Origin of the sequence: Acetobacter ascendens (assembly GCF_001766235.1) — a bacterium.
Classification (GTDB): Bacteria; Pseudomonadota; Alphaproteobacteria; order Acetobacterales; family Acetobacteraceae; genus Acetobacter; species Acetobacter ascendens.
Genome location: NZ_CP015164.1, coordinates 2294923 through 2317217, shown reverse-complemented (window position 1 = coordinate 2317217; position 22295 = coordinate 2294923). Strand labels below are relative to the sequence as shown.

Below are 22295 nucleotides of genomic sequence, written 5' to 3'. Positions count from 1 at the left end.
GCAATGGCTTCCAAAACTTCTTCCTCTGCGGCACGTGGCAAAAAGCGCCCTTCATTAAGCGAGCGAGCCGCCAGTCTTCCCCCCGTTCTGTTCGAGCCGGAAAAGCAGGCTCCTCGTCCTCGCCTCAAGCGTATGGAAGTGGTGTCGGAATACGAACCGGCAGGTGATCAGCCGCAAGCTATCAGTGAACTGGTGGCAGGGGTGGATGGTGGAGAACGCGATCAGGTTCTGCTGGGGGTTACGGGCTCTGGTAAAACCTTTTCTATGGCGAAAATTATTGAGGCTACGCAAAAGCCAACACTTATTTTGGCACCCAACAAAACATTGGCAGCCCAGCTTTATGGAGAAATGAAGCAGTTTTTCCCTAATAACGCTGTAGAATACTTTGTGAGTTATTACGATTACTACCAGCCAGAAGCCTATGTGCCACGTTCTGATACGTATATTGAAAAAGACAGCCAGATAAACGAACAGATCGACCGTATGCGCCATGCCGCCACACAGGCACTGCTGGAACGGAACGATGTGATTATCGTAGCCTCTGTCTCCTGCATTTACGGCATCGGGTCTGTGGAAACCTATTCCCGCATGGTGGTGAAGCTGGAGCTAGGCGGAGAGATAGACCGCGACAAGCTGATAAAAAGTCTTGTTGAGTTGCAGTACCGTCGGAATGATGCTGCGTTTGCGCGTGGTACGTTCCGGGTGCGGGGTGAAACAATAGATATTTTTCCTGTGCAGAATGAGGACAGAGCCTGGCGTGTTTCCCTGTTTGGCGATGAGGTTGACGGACTGATAGAGTTTGACCCGCTAACGGGTGAAAAAACGGCTGATCTGCAGGAAGTTACCATTTACGCAAATAGCCACTACGTAACACCACGTCCTACGTTGAATCAGGCTATTAAAGGCATCAAGCAGGAACTGCGCGAACAGCTTGATGTGTTTACAAAGGCTGGCAAGCTGCTGGAAGCAGAACGGCTGGACCAACGCACCACCTTTGATCTGGAAATGCTGGAAACAACAGGTGTGTGTAAGGGGATCGAAAACTATTCCCGCTATCTTTCAGGCCGCAAACCGGGGGATCCACCGCCAACCTTGTTTGAATATCTGCCAGAAGATGCGCTGTTGATTGTAGATGAAAGCCACGTAACTGTGCCGCAGATTGGCGGCATGGAACGAGGGGACCATGCGCGCAAATCCGTTCTTGCAGAGTTTGGTTTTCGGCTTCCTTCCTGTCTGGATAACCGACCTTTGAATTTTGCGGAGTGGGATAAGTTTCGCCCTCAAAGCATTTTTGTAAGTGCCACGCCCGGCCCGTGGGAAATGGAACGCACAGGCGGCGTGTTTGCTGAACAGGTTATTCGCCCCACTGGGTTGGTGGACCCCATTACAATTATCCGGCCTGTTGAGCATCAGGTGGATGATCTGCTGGCAGAATGTCGTACCACCATTGGCAAGGGTGGCCGCGTGTTGGTGACAACGCTTACCAAACGCATGGCGGAAGACTTAACCGATTACATGAACGAAGCCGGTATTCGGGTAAGATATCTGCATTCCGATGTAGATACACTGGAACGCATAGAAATTATCCGAGACCTGCGCATGGGCGCATTTGATGTGCTCATCGGTATTAACTTGCTGCGAGAAGGTTTGGATATTCCAGAATGTTCGCTGGTAGCCATTTTGGATGCGGATAAAGAAGGCTTCCTGCGTTCGCGCACATCTCTTATCCAGACCATTGGCCGCGCGGCCCGAAATGTAGAGGGCCGGGTTCTGCTTTACGCAGATAAAATGACGGATTCCCTTACATATGCCGTAGAAGAAACAGCCCGCAGGCGTGAAAAACAGATAGCGTGGAACACAGAGCACGGTATTACGCCACAAAGCGTGCGCAAGCATATTAGTGATATTGTTTCTTCTGTGTTCGAGCAGGATTACGTCACTATTGCGCCGGATGAAGATACGGGCGTTGCAGAATTTGTTGGGCAGGATTTGGGAGCAGCCATTGCCGGGTTGGAAAAACGCATGCGTTCTGCCGCAGCCGAGCTGGAGTTTGAAACGGCTGCCCGCCTGCGAGATGAAATTCAGCGGTTGGAAGCCTTACAGCTTGGGTTGGAGCCGCCTCCGGTAGCAGTTTCAACTGCGGGAAAAGCCCAGACAAGTGGCCGCAAACCCAAAAAAGATAAAGTACCGCGGCCACTGGGGCCGGGCGGGGGCGGATATGATCCGGCAGCCAGACGGAAAAAGCGGTAACTAGAAAAAAGGCGGCAAGTATTGGCTTGGATAAAACCGGAAAGGAAAAGCTTTTCCGGTTTTATTGTAAGTGCATGTTTTAGAATTTGAATGCACACCTTGTGCTACCCACAAAAATATAGCGAAACACCGTAAGTATTACGGCAGGCCTTGTTTCTGCCGCTTATCCCTTCTACCGTCCGCATAGCAAACCCTCATTTGTGCGGACATTACGGCATGACAACGTCAGATACCTTTATCCAGCCGGATTATACAGCACTGGAACAGGCCGCTGTTGCGCCAGATCCTTTCCCGCATGTGGTGGTGCCGCATTTTATCCGTTCAGAAGATCTGGAGCGTTTGTTTGCGCATCGGCCGCATATTGTGTCTGGAGGATCTTTTCCCCCAGATTCCTTGCAGCTTTCTCCCCTTATGGAACATCTGGTAGAAGAACTGGAAGGCACACGGCTAAAGGCAATCGTGGCGGAAAAATTTCACCTCAATCTTGATCATGCACCTTCTATGCTCACCATTCGTGGGCGCACGCGAGAAAAAGATGGTCGTATCCACACAGATTCCTTGGCCAAGCGCGTAACCATTTTGCTGTACCTTAATCCATCAGGGGCAGGTGAAGCATGGGAACGGCAGGAAGGCTGTTTGCGCCTTTTACGCGGTCCGCATGATATAGAGGATTACGCCAAGGAAGTGCCGCCGGTAGATGGCACTTTGCTGATTTTTCCCAACGGCCCAACCACATGGCATGGGCATAAGCAGTTTGTGGGGCAGCGCTATACCATCCAATTAAATTACATGACAGAAGATGCACGCGCCCGGTCTGAACTCCGGCGGCATAAACTTTCTGCATTGGTTAAAAAGTTGCCTTTGCCTCAGTTGGGGCAGTAACTTTTCTTTTTTGATCTGTTTCAGCATTGAACAGGAAGCCTGAATGATTTTCCGTAAGCCGTCTGCTGCCCGTACACGCTTTTCACTACTGGCCATAACGCTGGCTCTGTTGGGGGGAACGGCTCTTTCTCCAACATTGGCTCATGCTCAGGATGCCGCGCCGGGTATGCCGTCTGCTCTTGTGCCCCCCAGCCTGAGCAGTGCGCAAGTTGTGCGTGCAACGCTTCCTAACGGTCTCAAGGTTGTTATTGTACCTAACCGGCTGGCTCCGGTTGTTACCACGGAAATCAACTATCTTGTTGGCTCGGCAGAAGTGCCAGATGGCTTTCCCGGCACGGCACATGCGCTAGAACATATGATGTTCCGTGGCAGCAAGGGGTTAGATAAGGATCAGCTTGCTGCTATAGGCACGCGTTTGGGCGGTAGTTATAATGCAGATACAACAGAAGATGTAACGCAGTATTTCTATACAGCGCAGGCGCAGGATTTGCCTGTTTTGCTGAAAATTGAAGCCCTGCGCATGAACGGCTTAACCCTGTCTGAAGCGGATTGGGAAAAAGAGCGTGGCGCAATTGAGCAGGAAGTTGCGCGTGATCTTTCCAGCCCGGCCTATCGGTATCTGGAACAGTTGCAAGGTATTCTGTTTGCCGGCACGCCTTACGAACACGATGCACTGGGCACGCGGCCTTCTTTTGATAAAACCACGGCCGCTGATCTGAGAGATTTTTACCAGAAGTGGTATGGCCCCAACAATGCCGTGCTGGTTATTGTGGGTGACATTAACCCGGTTTCTACTTTGCAGTTGGTGCAGGATACGTTTGCCGATATCCCGCGTAAGGATCTGCCACAGCGCCACAAGGTAACTCCCGTTGCTCCACCAGCCAAAACGCTAACGCTTTCCACAGATTATCCGGTTGGGTTTGCAACGCTTGCGTTCCCTATGGCGGGTAGTTCTTCAGCAGATTTTGCAACGGCTGACATTCTATCAGATGTGCTTTCCAGCCAGCGTGGTGCTCTGTATGATCTGGTGCCGCAGGGCAAGGCATTGTACGCAGGGTTTGAATACGCCCCTAAAAAAGAAGCTGGTTTTGGCTTGGCGCTTGCGGCTTTCCCCAAAGGTGCAGATGCTTCTGGCCCCATGAACGCCATGAAAGCTGTGTTGGAAAAAATCCGTAAGGAAGGCGTGCCAGCAGAACTGGTTGAAGCCGCCAAGCAAAAAGAAATTGCCCAGCTTCAGTTTTCTGCCAATTCTGTAAGTGGTTTGGCATCTATCTGGTCCAACGCCTTGGCATTTCAAAACCTAGATAGCCCGGGTGATCTGGTGGCTGCGTATCAGGCTGTTACGCCACAGGCCGTGAATGATCTAGCTGCAAAGCTGCTTGACCCAGCACATGCAGTGTCGGCCATTTTGACCCCGGAAGCATCTGGCAAGGCAGTTTCTGGCAAAGGCTTTGGAGGGGCAGAATCTTTTGCAACAACCCCGGATAAGCCAGTAAAACTGCCGCAATGGGCCGAAAAAGCTCTGGCCAAATTGGAAGAACCCAAACCTACACCGCAGCCCGCGGTTAGCACTTTGTCTAACGGTATCAAGCTGATTGTCTGGCCGTCTCATGTAAGCCATACCATTCAGCTTTCTGGCCAAATCCGCCAGACGCCCGAATTGCAGGAACCCAAGGGCAAGGAGGGCGTGCATAGCCTGACGGAAGCTCTGTTCTCCTATGGCACAACGCAGCATGATCGTCTTGCTTTCCAGAAAGCGCTAGATGATGTGCCTGCATGGGAAGATGCGGGGGGCAATTTCTCCTTGCAGGTTCTTACGCCTGATTTTGAAAAGGGCGTGGATTTGCTTGCAGAAAATGAATTGCATCCAGCATTTCCGGAAAAAGATTTTACGGTTGTGCGCACGCAGTTGGCGCAGGCCCAGGCTGGGGAACTGGTATCTCCCGGGCATCTGTTTGATAAAGCTATCAAGGCTGCCATTTTGCCGGAAACAGATCCGACACAGCGTGATGCAACGCCTGAATCTATTATGAGCATAACTCGTGATGATGTACTGCATTATTACCAAAGCGCATGGCGCCCGGATCTGACAACTATTGTTGTAACAGGCGATATCTCGCCAGAAAAAGCACAGGCTGTATTAGAAAAAGCTTTTGGTAGCTGGAAAGCAGAAGGGGCAGCCCCAAATGTTAATCTGCCTACCGTACCACTTAGCAAAACATCCCGTGCAACGGTGCCTGATAAAAGCAGCGTGCAGAATGATGTTGTGTTGGCAGAAACATTGGGGCTGACAGCACAAAACCCTGATCATTTTTTGCTGCAGTTGGGTAATGAAGTGCTTGGGGGCGGCCTGTTTTCCTCACGTCTGTATAGAGATATGCGGGTGAAGACAGGTTATGTTTATTCTGTAAGTAGTTCCTTTGATTGGGGGCGTACCCGCGGGGCCTATACTGTCAACTATGGTGCAGATCCAGATAAAGTTGGCAAAGCGCAAAGTGTTGTCATGAAAGACCTAAAGGCCATGCAGTCTGCACCGCCTACAGCAGAAGAACTTTCTTTGGCTAAAGCCTCACTATTGCGGAGCTTGCCTCTTGCCAGAGCCAGCTTGGGCCGGATTGCTGCGCAGTACCTGTATTTGGCAGATTTAGATTTGCCGCTTGATAATGCAGACCGTGGGGCAAAAGCTTACTACAAGGCAACTGGTGCAGAAGTACAGGCCGCATTCCGTAAGTGGATCAGGCCGGATGATCTTGCTGTTATTGTAAAAGGGCCAACGCCAACGTGGTGATGGATTACATGTATTCGTAAATGTTTTATGAAGGGTGCTTCATATGCATTTTACGGATACATTGTAAATCATGTTTGTTTTTCTCGTGTTTAGAAACTAAGAATATTACGAGGGAATTTGGTATCAGTATTTTCTGGACAGAAAAATAATTATGCTTGTATTAGGTCTGTCAGAAAATCATTTACCTGCCGAAGTTCTTGATATGCAAAAGGCCACGAGGGAGTGTTGCGGTGTCTGGTGAAAAAAAGCCTGTAGGTAAGGTTCGTTCTTCTCGTGTAAAAGTGGCACGCAAAAAGGTTGCGGCTCCCGTAGTGTCAGAAACACATGGACCAGATGCGGAGCCTCAGGTTACAGAACAAGTAGAAGCAGCAGCTCCTGTGGCAGAGCCTGTAAAGGCTCCGGCAGCAGAACAGATTGCATTGGCACTTCAGTCTCAGGCGGGTATTGTGGAACAAGAAGCTGAAAAAGAACGTCGGGCCGCTATCTTCTTTGATAGCCAGTGGTACCTTAATGCTTACCCAGATATCCGTGATGCGGGTGTAGATCCGCTTGAGCATTTTCTGGATTATGGCGCTAAGGAAGGCAGAAACCCTAACGCGCTGTTTGATAGTCTTTCCTATCTGCGCGTAAACCCTGATGTGGCTGGATTTGGCCCAGGGCCTTTTATCCATTATGTTTGTTATGGTTTTCAGGAAGGGCGCCCACTGCGCTAATAGGCTCTAAATTTTAAAAAAGGGGCGTATGGCTTTAAAAACCATGCGCCCCTTTTTTTATTTATGCTGTTTTAATAAAAGTGTCAGACTTCTTCTATGACCTCTATATGAGATGGGAATTCTACTTCTTTAGTCTCATCCAGAATGTAATAGTGAATCTTTTCAGAAACCCAGTCTTCCCGGAAGCCGCAATCCTTATAAATGTTACGGCACGGTGTATTATCCGGAAGATCATGAATAGAAGCTGTTACGCGAACATCTCCTTGTTTTTCCCGAACATGGCTGACAACATCAGCAACAATACTTTTTTCTACCTCCATGCCCAAAACGCGGCAGCTCATAACAAACTGCACAATTTCATTATTGCGCAGGTAAAGCACGCTTACCAATCCGTAACTGGTGAATTTGTCCTGAACAGTTGCAACAATGATCTCTCCGCCTTCACTCAAAAAGCGTGTGAGTTCCTGAAATGTCCAACGCGTGCCAGAAGTATTGAATTGGTTGGTCTTGTTGGTCAGTTCTAGTGCACGTGCCAGTTCCGGTTGTTCTGCATCTGTAATATAGGTGAGGGAAACCGTACATTCCAAGGATGCCAAAAATTCTTCACGGTTCAGGCTGGCGCGTGTTTCCTCACGGGCAATTTGTCCTCGAATCATGGTTTCCCGCTGGGCAGATTCCTGCGTCAGACGTGCAACCTGTGTTTCGGGTGACCACAAAAGGATCCGGCGTGTGAGATACGGATTGCCGCCAATTGTGCGAATTTCAGGAAAAGCCGTGTTAACAGAGGCGCGTTCTACAGGATTGTCATCTACAAACACAACGCTTTTAGGCTTGATATTGAATTCCTGACAGATAGCGGCAATGTTTTCCGGCTTGGGGGCCCAATTGATTTTAACAGAGGCAAAATCTTCCAATTTGATAAACTGGGGGTTGATAATGTCATCCCACCGTTCGCGCACGTAGGCTTCATCATTCTTGGAGCAGATGGCCACCAAAATGCCACGTGCACGCAAGGTATGAACAGTTTCCCACAACCCTACGGGCCAGCCATCTGTGCGGGGCCAAGGCTGTACTTCTGGCCGATAGTGTTCAGCTATTTGGCCGCGCCATAGGGTGTTATCCAGATCAAAAATAACGGCTTTGACCTGATCTACCTGATGCACGGTGCGGTAAGCTGCAACAATTTGGCGAAAGATGGTTTTAACAAATTCTTCCCGATGAATCGGATAAATGGTTTCCAACTCAGGGATGGGTTCATTGCGCTCAATCGCACCAAAATCGTCCCAATCCTGAAAAGACAGGCCGCCATGGGTATGGAAGTAAATAACATCATCCAGCACATAACGTTTGCCCAAGGATGACACAACAGAATCAACATCTAGTACATAAGCGTTTTTATAACTGGAAATTTTTCGGGCCAGATGCATGTTCAGGCATCTTACCATATAGGTAATATCTGTTTCTGTGCCTTGTGAAAGCAGGCTGGAAGCTGTGGCCATCTGCGGAACGATGAAATTGGAGACAAATGTCAGCAATCCATGTTCGCGGTTGTAAAGCAGGGCGGCATCCAGCATGACATCCAGCGTGTTCAAAGCATCGTGCAGGATGCTTTCTGCAAAAGCCGGATCATTCAGTTGGAAGCCTTCTACCACACGATCACTTAAAACGGTGCGCAATGGAATTTGCACATATTGTAGATCGTACTGATCTACTGGTGCTGGTGGCGTTTTTGGTAAGATGCTTACAAAATTGTAAGGGATATAATCAAAATCTATATCTGGATAATATCCTTTAAAGGCTTCCAGATATAAAGAAGTTAGGCATGAACCAACAAGAAGAATGCGATTGATCTTGCGTTCTGTTCTTTCGAGATCTGTCGGGAATAGAAAATGCGGAGATGTAAGAGAAGTATTATTTTTTGTTGTTGTGGACATAAAGAACTCCGCCAAGATAGCTCTTATTCTGTTTGGGTTCACGATGGAGGGATTGCTTATTCAGCAATAAGGAATGGGTAAGAGAATGGGGCCTTGCTAAGAGTTTGAAAAAATTTAATTCAGGAAACACGATTAACATCTTTATAATCCCCCGGCGCATTGAAAGAAAGTATTTTCAAGCAATTAATCAAGGGGGAAGGTTTGCGAAAAGCGTAGATAGGCATAATAATTTTATGTAGAGGAATAGTTAACTGTTGTGTTTTTCAGCATAAATTTTATATTTGCTATAAGTACCTGTAAATAGTGATAGCATTCAAACGGAAAATGCAATGGTAAGTTTGACCGCCTGGAATAAAAAAGATATAAAATCAATAATTGATTCGGGAAAATTCGATACTGAATTTTATCTTGAAGAAAACCCCGATGTAAAAAAATCTGGCCTTGATCCTGTTATACATTATGTTCTTTACGGTGTACATGAAAACCGTAATCCTAATGATAATTTCAATACAGAAATATATTATAATCTTTATAAAAATGTTATCGGGAAAAACGAAAACTCCTTTGCACATTATATAAGAAATAATGACCATCTGTTTTTCTTTAAAAAAGGTCTTTTGCAGGAATATTCGTATGTTTCTATTACGAATGCTCTAAACAGATTAAAGAAATATCCGTTCTTTAATGAAGATGATTACGTGCGTATGAACAGCGATGTTTCATCCGCAAGTATGCCAACAGCACGTCATGCATTACTTTATGGTATTGGCGAAGGGCGCGAAATTTTTTCCAAGCGCTCAATTGTTCGCTTTTTAGGTAATGAGTGTAAGCACGACGTTAATTATAAGATTACCGATAAGGTTTACGGCAAGAATTTCCCTAAAACAATTGGGGTATTCTACCATTCCGAAGGTAATTCCTTTATTCAGGAACTGGCAGAGTGCCTCAGCGAATATCTGTGTGATGCTGGCCTGAATGCCAAGGTACTTACTGAAAAAACACCAGAAGAAGAAACGCCTGAACTTTGCATTTTCTGTGCGCCGCATGAGTTCTTCTTCTTGGATGGAAACGAAATCTGGAAACGTGATGAGATTATTAGAAAATCCATCATGTTTAATACAGAGCAGCCTCAAACACTGTGGTTTACACGTGGGATTCTGTACATTCTCATGTCAGCCGGGGTGATGGATCTGTGTTATCAGAACCTCAAATCCTTTTCCGATGTTGGGTTGCCGGTATTCCACTTTGATCCGCCGGTAAAAATAGAAGCTTGCAAGCTTGCTGATGCAGACAGAAAGCATCCGCTGTTCCGGATTTTGCCAGAAGGGGCCAAAACAGGTTCCACTCCATTCCGGCCGATTGCCGAACGCGATATTGATGTAAGCTTTTTTGGGAACGCTTCCCGCAAGCGTGAAAAGTTCTTCTCACGTTCAGCGGCCTTCTTCTCCAACTATCAGAGCTTCTTCTATTACCGTAAGGCAGATGGGCCTATTCCATCCTCCGGTGTTTACGATATCCTTTCACGCCTGCCGCGCTATGTTGCGGAAAATTCCAAGGTGGCGTTGAATATTCACCGTGATGATAACTGCTTTTTTGAATGGCACCGTATCGTCAAGCAGGGCATGGCTTCCGGTACCATTGTTGTAACAGAAGAATGCTTCCCTCATCCGCTATACAAGGAAGGTGAGCATTTCTTGGCTGAAACGCCGCGGCATATGCCTAACCTGATAGAATGGTTGATCCAGACTGAAGACGGGCAAAAAGAGGCTGCCAGAATTCAGCAGAATATTTTTGACCTTCTGCAAGATGAGAAAATATTCAATTCCAAGAATATCGATCTTAAAAACTATATTTCTGCTGTGTGGAGCACTGTGAAATGAGCGTTATCAAGCCATGGGACCCCAGCCCGGAAGTTGTTTTTTCCTATAAGAAAAAATCCCGGAAGCCCAAAAACCTGATCACGGTCTGCGTTACCAACTTCAATTATGCTTCTGTTATTGAAGAATGTCTGGATAGCATTGCAGATCAAACGCATACTGATCTGGAAATTGTGGTTGTTGATGATTGCTCCCAGCGCGATGATTCCCTTGAGGTGATTGCGGAATGGATGGAAGAAAACAAGCAGCGTTTTTATAGCCTGCAGTGTTTGACTAACCCGCGTAATCAGGGGCCATCATTTTCGCGCAATATGGCGTTTGAGCATGCGCAGTCTGAGTACGTGTTTATTATCGATGCTGATAATACCATTTACCCAACCGCGCTGGAAAAAATCTACGCGGCTCTTTTGCAGGGTAAATTCCCGGCAGTTTATACCCAGATTGAAGAGTTTGGAGACCGCAAAGGTATTGGCCATGCCGATATCTGGGACGCTGCACGCATGCGCAAGAATAACTATGTGGATGTGATGGCGCTTATTCGTAAAAGTGCATGGGAAAAGGTTGGCGGCTTCTCTCACATTGAAGAAGGCTGGGAAGATTATGATTTCTGGCTGAAATTTATTGATGCAGGGCTAGAGCCCGGATACCTGCCAGAAATTCTGTGCCGCTATCGCGTCCATAATTCTTCGCGCACAGCAACAGAAGCATTGGCCGCACATTATGATCTGGAATTGGTGATGGAGTTCCGTCACCCAGAACTGGCTGAATAACCAGAGCTTTCAGATACGGTGTTATAAAAAAGAGCGGATGAAATTCCGCTCTTTTTTGTTTTCAACACGCAACGGCTAAAATACGCTGTTAAACGCAACCTGCGGTGAAACTGAAAACCCGGTATTGTGGCCTGCAAAATAGGTTGAAACACCCGCAATAACCCCAAAACGAGGGGACCAGTTGTATTCAACCGCAGGGGCTATCAACCAGTCCCCCGAAGAGCTGTTGATACGGTCTATCCGTTCAATTTTGCCACTTGTGGGCGTGCGACCTTTAATATGAGATCCATCAGCCCAGTCTCGCGCCAAATCCATGGCTAAAACCCATTTCTGGTTTATGCCAAATTCCAAAGAAAACCCACTTTCTCCGTACATTCCAGGTTGCGCTGTGCCACGGAACCCAACTTCAGTGCCGTAACTGCTGACATTATGCAGATGCGCGGTTGTAAGCGCGCGGCGGAAGGTGCCCCACATACGCAAGCGCAGTTCATGCTGGCCTGGCAGTGTGTAAGTGGATTGTTCCGTAAAGGCTAAGCGGAACGTATAAACGCCAGAGCCAACACCATCTTCGGCTCGCCCCAGTCTCTGATAATTGCCTGTGGGAAAACCAACCCCGGCAAATACACTAAGTGCTGGAATATAGCGTGCAGGGTCTGCATCCAGATAACGCCACATTAAATCAACCGGCAGATCTCCAAATTTAAGCCCGCTGCTGGTGCCTGCTTTCTTCTTCCACAAGTAACTGATTGTAGGAGTAACCTGAATACTGATGGAATCAGTGATGGAGTATTTATACAGCGTAAAATTGGAAACAGATTGCTGGCGTGGGTGAAGCGGATGACTATTGCCATTTGCATCCAGATATCCCACAGGCAGATTGTAGCTGACGTAAGGTTCCCACGCGAACACACCTGCCTTGGAAAGCGCGCCAGAAGGTGAAACGAGAGACCCGGTATACCATTGCGGCCGGGCTTCCCCCGGAGCTTGAGACCCCGCAGCGGCACTATTGCCTGTATCTGCTGCATGCGCTGTAGAAAGGCTGACAGAAAGCAACAATGTGCCTACCAGAGAGCGACAAACAACAGGACAACACTTAACGCCTGTACGCGGCTGGAGGGAGGAAAACACACTGGCTGCCTGAATCATGATCTGTCTGACCCTTCATGGGGAACCAAAAAATCTTCCGTTAACACAACAGAAGGAACGGTTTGTGGCACGGCGTCATGTTCCGGAGCAGAACGAATACGGCGCCAACCCCATGCCAGCGCCAAAGCCAGCAGGGGAATGGCGCATATCGTTGCCGTTCCGGTTGGGTAATCAAACGCCATCAGTCCAACGATGCCAATAAAGAAGGCGAGAGCCAGCCAAGAGGTAAATGGCGCGCCCGGCATCGGAAAAGAGGTAGGAGCAATTTCTCCACAGCGAATTTTTTTGCGCAGTTGAATCTGGCACAGCACAATAAAACACCACGTGCTGAGGATGCCTAGGGAAGCCAAACTCAGCATAATTTCAAAAATCTGGCTGGGGATGAAGTAATTCAGCACCACGCCCACCAGATAAATGGCCACGGTGGAAAGAATGGCCGCAGAAGGCACAGCCTGTTTGTTCATGCGGGCCAGATAACGTGGGGCCGCGCCATCTAGCGCCAGTGCACGCAACACGCGGCCAGTAGAATAGAGGCCAGAGTTTAAGCTGGAGAGAGCTGCGGTAAGCACCACAACGTTCATCACACTGTCTATGCCTGGCACCCCTAATTTGGAGAGAAAGGTGACAAAGGGGCTAACACCAGCTTGATACGTGTTCCACGGCAGCAGCAGCACAAGCAGCGTAATGGTGCCTACGTAAAAAATGGCAATGCGCCAGATAACGTTGTTAATGGCCTGTGGCAGAACGGATTTAACATCCTCACATTCTCCCGCTGCGGTGCCAATCAGCTCAATACTGGCATAGGCAAATACAACGCCTTGTACCAATACCAGTGCCGGCAAAAAGCCGTGGGGAAACATGCCGCCATTTTCGGTAATCAGATGCAGCCCGGTTGTATGTCCATCTACGGGATAGCGTAAGGCCAGAATAACCAGCGCGATGACCAGAAAACCGCCCAAGGCCAACACTTTGACCAAAGAAAGCCAGAACTCCAGCTCACCAAACCATTTTACGCCGGTCAGGTTCATGCCGGTTATCAGCACAAGGGCCAGCAGGGCAAAAAGCCATTGTGGTACGCTGGAAAAAACGGGCCAAAAACGCATGTAAAGCGCCACGGCTGTAATATCCACAATGCCCGTTACGGCCCAGTTAAAAAAGGCCATGGTGCCTGCAACATAAGAGGCTTTGGGGCCTAAAAATTCCCGCGTGTAGGAAACAAAGCTGCCACTGGTGGGGCGGTACATCACCAGTTCTCCCAATGCACGCAGCATCAGAAAAGCAAAAACACCACACACCAGATAAACCAAGGCGAGAGACGGGCCAACTGCCTGAAGGCGAGATCCAGCCCCCAGAAATAGCCCGGTGCCAATAGCCCCTCCCAGAGAGATCATTTGGATCTGACGCTTACCCAAACCGCGGTGGTAACCATCTTCAGTACGTGCGCCTGCATTGGCAGGTGCATGCCCGTCTGAGGTGGGGGAAGCAGTCATCTCGTCAACCTTGATTACAAAATTATGTCAAAACCGATTGGTATCGGGTGCATTGGATTTTGCAGGTTGTAAAGATGAAACCGTTAAATAATCGCAATTAAATACGAATAGTGAGCAAGAATGAAGTTGAATCGTATAAGGAATATGCAGAATCCATATTAATATCAGAAAAGAGAAACACAAACATTTTGTTTTGATATAGAAATAATTTGAATATAAGTACTGTGATCAAGGATAAAAATGTTATTCATTTATTATCTATGAAAGTAAAGAGAGTTGTGTGGTGGCTTCTTGATCTTGCGGACTTAAAAGAGTTGAAAGTGTAACACTTAGAAGTCTTACTGGGGCGCGTACAGGCAGCAATGGCGCAAGTAACCGGCACGCCATCTCGGCCAGAATTTCTTGATCTTGCACCGGATCGGCCAGAGAGAGGCTGCGCGTGCATTGGTTGAAATCTGTATAGCGTAATTTCAGAGTTATCGTGCGACCTGTCAGGTTTCGTTTCTGGCACCCGGTCCACACTTTACTCGCCAGTTCACGCAACGCCGTATGTAATTCGGCTGGAGTGCGCAAATCCTGCTCAAACGTTACTTCCTTGCCGAGTGATTTGCGTGGCCTATTCGGCTCTACTGGCCGGTCATCTTTGCCGCGGGCAATGCCATAGTAAAAAGCAGACGCTTTGCCAAAATGCTGGCGCAAAATATCCAATGAAAAACGGCGTAAATCTGCGCCTGTATGAATGCCCAGTGTGTGCATACGCCGGGCCGTGGCAGGTCCTACACCATGAAAAGCATTTACGGGCAGGCTAGCTACAAATTCTTCTCCACGGTTGGGTGGAATCACAAATTGCCCATTGGGTTTGCGGTAATCTGAGGCCAGCTTGGCCAGAAACTTGTTGTAAGACACACCTGCTGAAGCCGTCAGCCCTGTTTCACGCAAAATGGCGGCGCGTATTTCTTCTGCAATTGCTGTGGCAGAGGGGCGGGGGAGCAACGGATGCGTAACATCCAGATAGGCTTCATCTAACGAAAGAGGCTGAATAAGGGGCGTATAACGCGCAAAAATGGCGTGAATCTGGGCAGAAACAGCACGATAAACATCAAAACGTGGTGGCATAAAAATAAGGTGTGGGCATTTGCGCTGCGCCTGTACTGATGGCATGGCCGAACGCACACCAAATTTTCGGGCTTCATAACTGGCGGCGGCAACCACACCGCGTTCCTGGCATCGGCCCACTGCTACAGGCTGGCCTTTAAGCGCTGGATTGTCCCGTTGCTCAACAGATGCATAAAAAGCATCCATATCAATATGGATAATGCGGCGTACAACTGCTGTCATCACCAGCGTATGGTAGCAGAGAGCACTATAAAAGGGAACAAACAGAAAACATATCCGGCTGAAAATTCTGCTTGCCGAGGTTGTAAATCAGAAAATCAGGTACCTTTTATTGTGCCCTGAAGTTGGTTCTAGAGGGAAATGTTGTGCTGAGTATTTTGAGCAAAAGCAGAGGGTCTCTATCCTAAGTTAAAGGGGAAAACGCTTTTTGATATTTGAAGTCACGTTTTCCCGTAGAAAAATTATTGATGTTGCTCAAGATACCGGAAACCCTTGTGAATGCTGGTATTTTGAGGTGGCACGCTCCTGCCAATGCGCCACAAGTTGCTTAGGTTGCATGTCCAGATCATGCCAGCGCGCAAGGGAAAGTGCTGCCGTGGCCGGATAGGCCCCATAAGCAGATGTACGTTCCGAGGCCTTGGTGGGCACAACACGGCTGGAACTGTGAGAGAGCCAATATCCCGCTCCAGCAAGACAGGCCCCTAGCGTTGTAATGGCGGAAGCGAGGCGTGCGCGTAGGCCAGCAAACGGCACCAGCGGCTTAAGTAAGGCTTCCATATCTGCATTGCGTTCGTTCTGTGCGGCTTCTGTGGCCAGTAGAAGGCTGTATTCTGTGGTGGTAACAGAAAGAGCGCAGCCGACCCGAATGTCCAGCGCAGGCATTTCCAGCGCGGCCATATCTGTTAGGGCATCATGAAAGGTTTGTGCAACAGCCAGAAATTCCTGCCTGAAGCAGGGCAAAAACAAGCCGCCTGATGGCCCAGTTGTGGGCGTACGCGGGGTTGTTTGTATTCCTGCAAGGCGACGAATGGTCCAAAGTGTCAGCCGTTCGCTGCAGGCAAGATCCGTCAGGTAAACAGGTGAACGTGTCATGGCGCATTCCTGAAGGCAGATGCCTTCATCCTTTGTGTGGCATGTGTGCGATAACTCTATTTAGATGAGAATAATTCTCATTATCAAGATAAAAATGCATCAACTTTTCTCACGCTTGTGTGGCGGCACTGTTTTTTCTGCTTTTCTTGAGGCTGGGCTTGAGGCAGTACACAAGGCATGTCTGTGCTTGCCTCACACTCTCTCCCATTCCTGCGCCGGTTAGATCCGGAACAGGCCCATGAACTGGCTTTGGATGCCCTGACACTGGGCGTATCTGTGCCCATAAAACGGCCCAAGGATGATCCTGCCCTTGCCACGCGCGCGCTCGGTATGCGGTTTTCCAACCCTATCGGCATTGCCGCCGGGTTTGATAAGAACGCCCGTGTTCTGCGCCCCTTGGCGCAATTGGGATTCGGGTTTGTAGAAGCCGGAACCGTTACACCACGCCCGCAGGCTGGTAACCCCAAGCCCCGCCTTTTCCGCCTTACGGAAGATCGGGCGGTTATTAACCGTATGGGCTTTAATAACCAGGGTATCGACAAGTTTGCGGTGCGTCTGGCGCGTCTGTCCCGCCCGTTGCCATCCGGCCGGGGTGGTGGGGCCGGGGTACCAGTAGGTGCCAATATCGGCATTAACAAAAACGGCGCAGACCCGGAGCGCGATTATCCAGAACTGGTGGCCCGCGTTAAGCCGTACGTTAATTACATTGTGCTGAATGTCTCTTCCCCTAACACGCCGGGCCTGCGTGGTTTGCAGGATGCGGCCCGCCTGCGAGGGATTTTGGATGCTATTTCGGCTCGTCATACAGAACGGCCACCGTTGCTGATTAAGCTGGCGCCAGATCTGGAAGATGATGCCGTTGGCCCGATTGTAGAAGCTGCCGTAGCCGGTGGTGCACAGGGGCTGATTGTCACCAATACCACGCTGGCACGCCCCGATTCCCTGCAAAGCCCGTATCGCACAGAAGCCGGAGGGCTTTCTGGCCGTCCGCTGAAACCACGCGCTACGGAAATGCTGCGTCTGGTTGCGCAGGCTGCGGCTGGCCGTCTGGCATTGGTGGCTTGTGGTGGCATTGAAAGTGGGGAAGACATTCTTACCCGAATCCGCCTTGGGGCTGATCTGGTGCAGGTTTACACAGCGTTTGCCTATGAAGGCCCCGCATTGGTTGGGCGGCTAAAACGTGAAATGCAGCACATCATGCGCGCACAGGGTATTGAAACGTTGGATGATATTCGGGGCAAAGATCTATGACAGCGCAGCAAACTGTAGAAGATATGCAGCAGATTACAGGCCTTGCCGCGCTGGCAGATCAGTACGATGGCTACATCATAGATCTATGGGGTACGGTGCATGATGGTGTGCAGCCATACCCCGGGGCTGTGGAATGTTTGCAGGCCCTGCGTGCATCAGGCAAAAAAATTGTCATGCTTTCCAATGCGCCGCGTCCGGCAGATGTGGTGTGTGCGCAGCTTGAAGTTTTTGGCATTTCGCGTGAATTGCATGATGGGGTGATGACAAGCGGTGAAGAAACCCGCCGTTTGTTAAAAGCCCGGACAGATCCATGGTTTGCCAATCTGGGGTCCAAAGTGCTGCATATTGGCGGCACGCATGATCTTGGCTTGTATGATGGGCTGGACGTGCAGCGTGTAGCGCAGCCTGCTGATGCCGATTTTATTATGAACACCGGGCCAGATGCCGAGCGTGGCGTGGGGTCATTAGATCCATATCTGCCAGAACTACGTGCTTGTTTGGAGCGTGGCCTGCCAATGGTATGCGCCAACCCGGATATGGTGGTGGTAAAAGGTGGCAAACGGCAGATTTGCGCCGGTGCGCTTGCGGCCTTTTATGCAGAACAGGGCGGCAAGGTGAGCTGGATTGGCAAGCCATACCCCCGTGTGTACGAGCCTGTTTTTGAGATGCTGAATGTGCCCCGCCAGCGTATTTTGGCTATTGGCGATGCATTGGCTACCGATATGCGCGGTGCAACTGCTGTAGATGTGGCAGGGCTATGGATTCTGGGCGGCATCCATCAGGAAATGATCGGGGATGACATCCAGTTGGCAAAAGAAGAAGCCAAGGCCGTAGGTTTGGCTCCGGTTGCCGCTATTAAAAGATTGGTGTGGTGAGCGCCCACCCAACGCTACCAGCAGTAGGATGTGGCGCAGCTATTTTGAATGATGCTGGCCAGATTCTACTGCTACGTCGCCTCAAGCAGCCAGAGGCAGGCTTCTGTGATGGGGTGGACGGCTCCCAACGGCATCGCGATGTGCCAAGGTGAAGTCGTTGCAGAATTCACAGAGGAGGCCACCCATGGAACAAATTATCCGTATTGGCATGGACACGTCAAAAAGTGTTTTCCAATTGCACGGTGTAAACGCGAAGGAGCAGCCTGTTTTGCGCAGGAAGCTATCCCGCCGGGAGATGGTAAAGTTTTTTGAGAAACTGCCCCCGATTGAAATCGCGATTGAGGCCTGTGGCGCCTCCCATTACTGGGGGCGGGTGCTCTCGTGTCTGGGACACACAGTGAAGCTGATCGCGCCGCAGCTCGTGAAGCCTTATGTCAAGCGCGGGAAAAACGATGCCGCCGACGCGGAAGCCCTCTGTGAAGCGATGAGTCGGCCTACAATGCGGTTCGTCCCGCTCAAGAGCGAGGAAGAGCAGGCAGCGTTGATGCTGATTGGAATGCGGGCACGACTTATCCGGAACCGCACACAGCTCGCCAATACGATCCGGGGATATGCTGCCGAGTTTGGGATCACGGCGCCCAAAGGCATGTGCCGGATTGAGGCACTCCTTGATCGGATCGCTGCGGACGAAAGCCTGCCCACATTGACGCGCGAGTTGTTTGCCCTTCACGCAAAGGAATATGCTGAATTGCAAGGTGAAATCGAACAGCTTGAGGGCAAGGTGATGGCATGGCACCGCGCCAACGAATGCAGTCAGCGTCTTGCGAAAATTCCGGGCGTTGGCCCGATCGGCGCAGCGCTGCTGATGATGAAAACGCCTGATCCGCATCTGTTCAAATCGGGTCGAGCCTTTGCGGCCTGGATCGGATTGACGCCCAGGGATCACTCAACCGGTGGAAAAACAAGGCTTGGCAGAATCACACGCGCTGGCGATGAGGTCTTGCGAAGCACGCTGGTGGTTGGCGCGACCGCAGTCGTGTCGCATGCCCGGCGGACCAATGGGAAGAATGCCTCATCTTGGTTACGTGAATTGCTGGAGCGCAAAAAACCGAAACTCGCAGCGGTGGCCCTTGCCAATAAGATTGCGCGGATTGCCTGGAAACTGATGGTCAGCGGCGAACACTATAAGCGCCTTCTGCAGCAACCCGGCGCAGCTGCTGTTTGAGCTTAGCCTGGCACGATGCGCTGACATTTGACGCTCTCGTGCCGAGCTGAGGTCGTGGCTTGCAAGTAATAGAGCAGATGGTGTGATCGATCGATCCATGGCGTGAGAAAACCCGTGGCAACCAGTGGTCATCAAAGACCGCTTCTGTGTTTGGGGCTCACGCTGCGGAAGCCATCTTGGCCAGCGACCCTATGGCCGCATCAACAGGCCGGACATATGGAAGCAAAGATCCGATCATTTTCTTGCCTAGCCCCTTGCAAGGGGGAGCCGTCCACATAGGGGTTGCCGGGTGGTAAGGTTGATCCGTTTGAAACCGTACCCGCAGCCGTTATCCGTGAAGTGCAGGAAGAAACCGGCTTAACCGTGCAATTAGGGGCGCTGCTTTGCGTGGTGGATCAGATTGATCCGGTAGCTGGCGCGCACTGGGTTGCTCCAGTTTACAGGGTGCAGCACTACACCGGACAGCCCCATATTTGCGAGCCACATAAACATGATGGGCTGGAATGGTTTGCACTGGATGCGCTACCCCAGCCACTTACCATTGCAACACAGCAAGCTGTGGCTGCCTTGAAAGATTAGGCAGCCTAAAACAGCGCCACAAATGCGAAGCCTGATTTAAAAATCAGGCAGCGTCTGGGCCAACAAGCCGCCTTGGCGTAGAGGAGCCACACGGCGGGCAAGGCCGGTGGCATCTTCTGTTTCCACCATAATCCCGCATATTGTGGCTTCGCCTTCAGCAGGTTGCAGGCGTTCGCCCGGCATTTTGCGCACAAAGCGGGTAACGGCCGGTTCCTTCGTCATGCCAATAACGCTGTCGTAATCTCCACACATGCCTGCATCTGTCTGGAACGCAGTGCCTGCTGCCAGAATCCGATGGTCTGCTGTGGGGGTATGTGTATGAGTGCCCACTACCAAAGAAACGCGGCCATCCAGCATGTGGCCCATAGCCCACTTCTCACTCGTGGCTTCTGCATGCACATCCACAATGGCAGCTTGTATGGTGGTGCCAAGGCGGTGCTTGTTCAGCAGTTCATTCATGCACCGGAAGGGGTCATCCAGCGGGTCCATAAACAAACGGCCCATGACGTTGACCACCAGAGCTTTGCGGCCATCTGCCAGTTCTACCACCACACTCCCTTGGCCGGGCGTGCCGGGAGGGTAGTTGAGTGGGCGCACAATGCGGGGTTCGGAAGTAATATGCCCGATCAGATCACGTCTGTCCCACGCATGGTTGCCTAGGGTGAGCACATCTACGCCGCCTTGCAGTAGGGATGTGGCAATAGCGGGGGAAAGGCCAAAGCCGTGGCTGGCATTTTCAGCATTTACCACAACCAGATCCAGCGCCAATTTTTCACGCAGGGCGGGCAGACGGCTTAAAACAGCTTCGCGGCCCGTACGGCCTACAATGTCACCCAGAAAAAGGAGTCTCACGCCAAAGGTTTCCTGTGTTTGCAGTTAGTCAAAACGAAGGATCTCCTTTTCAGTCACAATACAGGAAAGTGGCTTGTCATACGGGCCAGCAGGAAGACTGTCTAATTCTTGGCAAGATGGCGCATATCCAACACTGCATGCATTGGGCAGGGCAGCCAGAGTGCGATCATAATATCCGCCGCCATATCCCAGCCGGTTGCCTGTGCGGTCAAACCCCAGCAAAGGCACCAATATGATAGCAGGTTGCACAATTGGGCCATCGGGAAATTCTGTGCCAAAACGGCCTTGCATCATGGGGGCGTGAGGCGTCCAGCGCCGAAAAATAAGGGGTTCCCCGCGTGGCGGTGTTTCAGGCAGCACAATGGTCGCGCCTGCATCCACCAATGCGTGGCATAGCGGGCATAAATTTACTTCATGCGGCAATGGCCACACGCCAGCAACAACAGCAGGCAACAGGGGGCGCAGAAGTGTATGCAAATGGGTGAGGATACCGCTGTCCAGCGCCTCATCACGCGCCTTTAGCGTAGCCATGCAGTGCTGGCGCAATTCTTTTTTGCGCGCGGCAACAGCAGACGGATCACCTTGTGGGGAAGAAATGTGCGGAGCCACCATGAACCGTGGGTCTTTCAACCTCCAGGACCTGCGAGTGCAGGTGGGCGCCGGGTAATGTGACCAGGGCCACAACAGAGCCAGCTCCCTAGGAAGTGCTTATCGGCCCAGGGGATGACTTGCCTCACGCGTTGGGCAGCCCCGCCTCATCTATGTAGGCGCGCTCAAGCTCCGCTGCAAGAGATTCTGCACGTTCGGCCAAATCTGCCAAACGGCTGGCTGTAAGAGCCTGCTCTGCCCGCAGGCGTTCGGCATCTTTTGCAGCTTGAATGGTGGCATCTGGAACGCGGCTGCCAGATAGATCCTGTATCTCATCCGCCATTAAAAGGGCGGCCAGCACCAGCACCCGGGCATCTCCGCTAAAGCCCATGTCGCGCACACGCTGCACGCGGCGTTCTACCTGTTGGGCCATGGCCTGAACGTGGCGTTCCTGCCCGTTATCGCACCCTACCGTATAGCTGTGGCCGTTAATCCGAACCGAAACAAGTGCCATGCTCTATCAGTTTCCCTGTTCGTGTTCTGCCGGGTTGTAAAAAGTAAGGGAAGATGGCTTGTCTGCCCGTTCCAACGCATCACGCACGCGGGAGAGAAGGGCATCTACATTAGCCACCAGTTCCTGCTTTTCCGTGCCCGTGCGGGTTTGCTGTTGCAGCCCTTTTTCAACAGCAAAGGAAATGCGTTGCAAGGCACGATCCAGCCGGGCTATAGGGTCTTGCCCAGCCGGTGGCTGTGTGGCCGGGTGCTGTTTACCAGCGTGTTCGTCAGTCTGGGGCAAAGACGGCTCCACGGCTTGATCCTGCATTCTTGTTTTTGTCAACTACGCTCAGGAATCACCCGCAAACGCGA

The 22295-nt window shown here is 50.6% G+C and carries 17 protein-coding genes, 1 other RNA gene and 3 pseudogenes; 11 read left to right on the top strand and 10 right to left on the bottom strand.

Translation table 11 applies throughout. From position 1 onward, the window contains the following. Positions 1-3 precede the first annotated feature (3 nt). From uvrB to A4S02_RS11325, 4 genes are all read left to right on the top strand, one after another. Entirely contained in the window at positions 4-2250 is a 2247-nt protein-coding gene (gene uvrB, locus A4S02_RS11340) for an excinuclease ABC subunit UvrB (protein ID WP_070323840.1), read from the top strand. Between the two features lie 216 nt (positions 2251-2466). Then, complete coding sequence (locus A4S02_RS11335) at positions 2467-3132, top strand: 2OG-Fe(II) oxygenase family protein (RefSeq protein ID WP_019088819.1); 666 nt, start codon at positions 2467-2469, stop codon at positions 3130-3132. A gap of 43 nt (positions 3133-3175) precedes the next feature. Beyond that, a complete protein-coding gene (locus tag A4S02_RS11330; protein ID WP_019088818.1) occupies positions 3176-5920 on the top strand; it encodes a M16 family metallopeptidase in 2745 nt (914 codons plus the stop codon). Positions 5921-6150: 230 nt separating this feature from the next. Beyond that, positions 6151-6633 (top strand): hypothetical protein, encoded by a 483-nt coding sequence (locus A4S02_RS11325; protein WP_019088817.1) that lies wholly within the window; start codon positions 6151-6153, stop codon positions 6631-6633. 83 nt (positions 6634-6716) lie between these two features. Here the strand turns inward: A4S02_RS11325 and A4S02_RS11320 are convergent, their stop codons facing one another. Beyond that, positions 6717-8567, bottom strand: coding sequence for an HAD-IIIC family phosphatase (locus A4S02_RS11320; protein WP_070323839.1), 1851 nt, complete (start codon positions 8565-8567; stop codon positions 6717-6719). Positions 8568-8896: 329 nt separating this feature from the next. On the opposite strand from A4S02_RS11320, the gene A4S02_RS11315 reads away from it, so the two are divergent. Then, positions 8897-10447 carry a CgeB family protein gene (locus tag A4S02_RS11315; protein ID WP_070323838.1) on the top strand — a complete coding sequence of 517 codons (1551 nt, stop codon included), beginning with the start codon at positions 8897-8899 and terminating at the stop codon, positions 10445-10447. After that, complete coding sequence (locus A4S02_RS11310) at positions 10444-11214, top strand: glycosyltransferase family 2 protein (RefSeq protein ID WP_070323837.1); 771 nt, start codon at positions 10444-10446, stop codon at positions 11212-11214. Before A4S02_RS11315 ends, A4S02_RS11310 begins: the two co-directional genes overlap by 4 nt. Before the next feature lie 75 nt (positions 11215-11289). Here A4S02_RS11310 and A4S02_RS11305 read toward each other — a convergent pair whose 3' ends face one another. The 4 genes from A4S02_RS11305 to A4S02_RS11290 all read right to left on the bottom strand — a co-directional run bounded on the left by A4S02_RS11305 (position 11290) and on the right by A4S02_RS11290 (position 16058). Then, complete coding sequence (locus A4S02_RS11305; protein ID WP_070323836.1) at positions 11290-12360, bottom strand: hypothetical protein; 1071 nt, start codon at positions 12358-12360, stop codon at positions 11290-11292. Further along, a complete protein-coding gene (locus A4S02_RS11300) occupies positions 12357-13850 on the bottom strand; it encodes an amino acid permease (protein ID WP_070323835.1) in 1494 nt (497 codons plus the stop codon). The genes A4S02_RS11305 and A4S02_RS11300 overlap by 4 nt, the downstream gene beginning before the upstream one ends. 258 nt (positions 13851-14108) lie before the next feature. Further along, complete coding sequence (gene dinB, locus A4S02_RS11295) at positions 14109-15188, bottom strand: DNA polymerase IV (protein WP_070323834.1); 1080 nt, start codon at positions 15186-15188, stop codon at positions 14109-14111. 252 nt (positions 15189-15440) lie between these two features. Further along, the gene (locus A4S02_RS11290) at positions 15441-16058 is read right to left on the bottom strand and encodes a hypothetical protein (RefSeq protein ID WP_070323833.1); all 618 of its coding nucleotides are present in this window, start codon (positions 16056-16058) and stop codon (positions 15441-15443) included. Between the two features lie 177 nt (positions 16059-16235). On the opposite strand from A4S02_RS11290, the gene A4S02_RS11285 reads away from it, so the two are divergent. The 5 genes and pseudogenes from A4S02_RS11285 to A4S02_RS11270 form a co-directional block, all read left to right on the top strand. Further along, positions 16236-17309 carry a quinone-dependent dihydroorotate dehydrogenase gene (locus tag A4S02_RS11285; protein ID WP_070323832.1) on the top strand — a complete coding sequence of 358 codons (1074 nt, stop codon included), beginning with the start codon at positions 16236-16238 and terminating at the stop codon, positions 17307-17309. Beyond that, positions 17306-18184: a TIGR01459 family HAD-type hydrolase gene (locus A4S02_RS11280; RefSeq protein WP_019088809.1), complete on the top strand. Its 879-nt coding sequence runs from the start codon at positions 17306-17308 to the stop codon at positions 18182-18184. The genes A4S02_RS11285 and A4S02_RS11280 overlap by 4 nt, the downstream gene beginning before the upstream one ends. After that, positions 18178-18312 (top strand): annotated as a pseudogene (locus tag A4S02_RS15545) (ADP-ribose pyrophosphatase); the annotation flags it as partial. The gene A4S02_RS11280 and the pseudogene A4S02_RS15545, both read left to right, overlap by 7 nt. Before the next feature lie 56 nt (positions 18313-18368). After that, the gene (locus A4S02_RS11275; protein WP_012813095.1) at positions 18369-19409 is read left to right on the top strand and encodes an IS110 family RNA-guided transposase; all 1041 of its coding nucleotides are present in this window, start codon (positions 18369-18371) and stop codon (positions 19407-19409) included. Positions 19410-19688: 279 nt separating this feature from the next. Then, positions 19689-19988: pseudogene (locus tag A4S02_RS11270) on the top strand (NUDIX domain-containing protein); the annotation flags it as partial. A gap of 36 nt (positions 19989-20024) precedes the next feature. Here A4S02_RS11270 and A4S02_RS11265 read toward each other — a convergent pair. The 5 genes and pseudogenes from A4S02_RS11265 to A4S02_RS11245 all read right to left on the bottom strand — a co-directional run bounded on the left by A4S02_RS11265 (position 20025) and on the right by A4S02_RS11245 (position 22251). Next, positions 20025-20840, bottom strand: coding sequence for a TIGR00282 family metallophosphoesterase (locus A4S02_RS11265; protein WP_070323831.1), 816 nt, complete (start codon positions 20838-20840; stop codon positions 20025-20027). Between the two features lie 24 nt (positions 20841-20864). Next, entirely contained in the window at positions 20865-21452 is a 588-nt protein-coding gene (locus A4S02_RS11260; RefSeq protein WP_070323830.1) for a 5-formyltetrahydrofolate cyclo-ligase, read from the bottom strand. After that, a non-coding RNA gene (ssrS, locus tag A4S02_RS11255) (6S RNA) lies at positions 21439-21594 on the bottom strand. Before ssrS ends, A4S02_RS11260 begins: the two co-directional genes overlap by 14 nt. 21 nt (positions 21595-21615) lie before the next feature. After that, a pseudogene (locus A4S02_RS11250) lies at positions 21616-21942 on the bottom strand (cell division protein ZapA); the annotation flags it as partial. 6 nt (positions 21943-21948) lie between these two features. Then, positions 21949-22251 (bottom strand): hypothetical protein, encoded by a 303-nt coding sequence (locus tag A4S02_RS11245; RefSeq protein ID WP_019088806.1) that lies wholly within the window; start codon positions 22249-22251, stop codon positions 21949-21951. Between the last annotated feature and the right edge of the window lie 44 nt (positions 22252-22295).

Coding starts and splice junctions, on each gene's coding strand:
- uvrB (WP_070323840.1), top strand. CDS start 4: ATGGCTTCCAAAACTTCTTCCTCTGCGGCACGTGGCAAAAAGCGCCCT.
- A4S02_RS11335 (WP_019088819.1), top strand. CDS start 2,467: ATGACAACGTCAGATACCTTTATCCAGCCGGATTATACAGCACTGGAA.
- A4S02_RS11330 (WP_019088818.1), top strand. CDS start 3,176: ATGATTTTCCGTAAGCCGTCTGCTGCCCGTACACGCTTTTCACTACTG.
- A4S02_RS11320 (WP_070323839.1), bottom strand. CDS start 8,567: ATGTCCACAACAACAAAAAATAATACTTCTCTTACATCTCCGCATTTT.
- A4S02_RS11315 (WP_070323838.1), top strand. CDS start 8,897: ATGGTAAGTTTGACCGCCTGGAATAAAAAAGATATAAAATCAATAATT.
- A4S02_RS11310 (WP_070323837.1), top strand. CDS start 10,444: ATGAGCGTTATCAAGCCATGGGACCCCAGCCCGGAAGTTGTTTTTTCC.
- A4S02_RS11305 (WP_070323836.1), bottom strand. CDS start 12,360: ATGATTCAGGCAGCCAGTGTGTTTTCCTCCCTCCAGCCGCGTACAGGC.
- A4S02_RS11300 (WP_070323835.1), bottom strand. CDS start 13,850: ATGACTGCTTCCCCCACCTCAGACGGGCATGCACCTGCCAATGCAGGC.
- dinB (WP_070323834.1), bottom strand. CDS start 15,188: ATGACAGCAGTTGTACGCCGCATTATCCATATTGATATGGATGCTTTT.
- A4S02_RS11290 (WP_070323833.1), bottom strand. CDS start 16,058: ATGACACGTTCACCTGTTTACCTGACGGATCTTGCCTGCAGCGAACGG.
- A4S02_RS11285 (WP_070323832.1), top strand. CDS start 16,236: ATGTCTGTGCTTGCCTCACACTCTCTCCCATTCCTGCGCCGGTTAGAT.
- A4S02_RS11280 (WP_019088809.1), top strand. CDS start 17,306: ATGACAGCGCAGCAAACTGTAGAAGATATGCAGCAGATTACAGGCCTT.
- A4S02_RS11275 (WP_012813095.1), top strand. CDS start 18,369: ATGGAACAAATTATCCGTATTGGCATGGACACGTCAAAAAGTGTTTTC.
- A4S02_RS11260 (WP_070323830.1), bottom strand. CDS start 21,452: ATGGTGGCTCCGCACATTTCTTCCCCACAAGGTGATCCGTCTGCTGTT.
- A4S02_RS11245 (WP_019088806.1), bottom strand. CDS start 22,251: ATGCAGGATCAAGCCGTGGAGCCGTCTTTGCCCCAGACTGACGAACAC.